Source organism: Prevotella heparinolytica, from assembly GCF_004342845.1.
Classification (GTDB): domain Bacteria; phylum Bacteroidota; class Bacteroidia; order Bacteroidales; family Bacteroidaceae; genus Bacteroides; species Bacteroides heparinolyticus.
The window spans coordinates 1-1085 of the sequence record NZ_SLXB01000067.1 but is presented as its reverse complement, the minus strand read 5'-3'; the positions used below and the strand labels follow the sequence as shown (position 1 = coordinate 1085).

General features: G+C 36.1%; 1 protein-coding gene. It reads left to right on the top strand.

Translation table 11 applies throughout. From position 1 onward, the window contains the following. Positions 1–139 precede the first annotated feature (139 nt). Positions 140–1048, top strand: coding sequence for a transposase (locus EV202_RS14970; protein WP_234878149.1), 909 nt, complete (start codon positions 140–142; stop codon positions 1046–1048). Positions 1049–1085 lie beyond the last annotated feature (37 nt).

Below are 1085 nucleotides of genomic sequence, written 5' to 3'. Positions count from 1 at the left end.
ATGCGAATCAGTAGTTGAAATCCCTACTTGATTCAGTTAGTTAAAATGTTATTATTCAATTAATTATCTTGTCTGTTTGTTTCTTAATCTCCTTGGAAATCAGTATATTAGAAGAATAAAACCACTCATTGTTCTAATTATGATTCCCAAGGAGAAAGAGCTAAAACTTATAAAAATATATATGTACATCTGCGATATTTACCAGTCTTCACTGAAGTTTTACTGCCAGAGATTCAGTAATAATGCAAATCCTATCTTTACAGACCAGGAACTGCTTACCGTATATCTGTTTTGCGGAGCCTATCAGCGATACTTCCAAATCAAAGAGATACATACATTCACTGAAGAATATTTGCTCTCATGGTTCCCCAACCTACCTTCTTATCAGACATTCAACTATCGGTTAAACCTGATGAGTGAGGCAATTGGTGAACTTGTAAAGCATCTCATTACATTCTTTAAACCGGAGGATTGCGATTCTATGACATCACTTATTGACTCTATGCCCATTATTACCTGTGCAGGAAAGAATAAAACAGGAAAGGTAGCTACTGAAATTGCAACCAAAGGATACTGTTCTACAAAGAACATTTATTATTTCGGTCTAAAAATCCATGCTTTAGCCTTTCGTAGGGAAGGAACTATTCCATTTCCTGAAATGATTATCTTATCATCGGCAGAAGAGAATGATCTGACGGTTCTTAAAAGAGAAGCTGCTGACATCCTTATAAAAAGAAAAATCTTCGCTGATAAGATATACTCGGATTTCTCTTACTGGAGGAATAAGCAGCAAGAACAAGGAGTAACTATGCTAACTCCCGTAAAAGCAATAAAAGGGGAGGCTCCGGTTATTACTCAAAGAGAGAAAGCCGGAAGAGACCTGTTCTCTACTGCTGTTTCAAAGGTCAGACAACCCATAGAGTCGTTTTTCAACTGGCTGAATGAGAAAACAAATATTCAAAGAGCGATGAAAGTCAGATCAACATCCGGACTTTTAGTACATACGATGGGAAAAATTGCCATCGCATTCATTTATCTAATTTTTTAAAACAAGAATCAGAGACCAACTACTGATTCGCATTAAA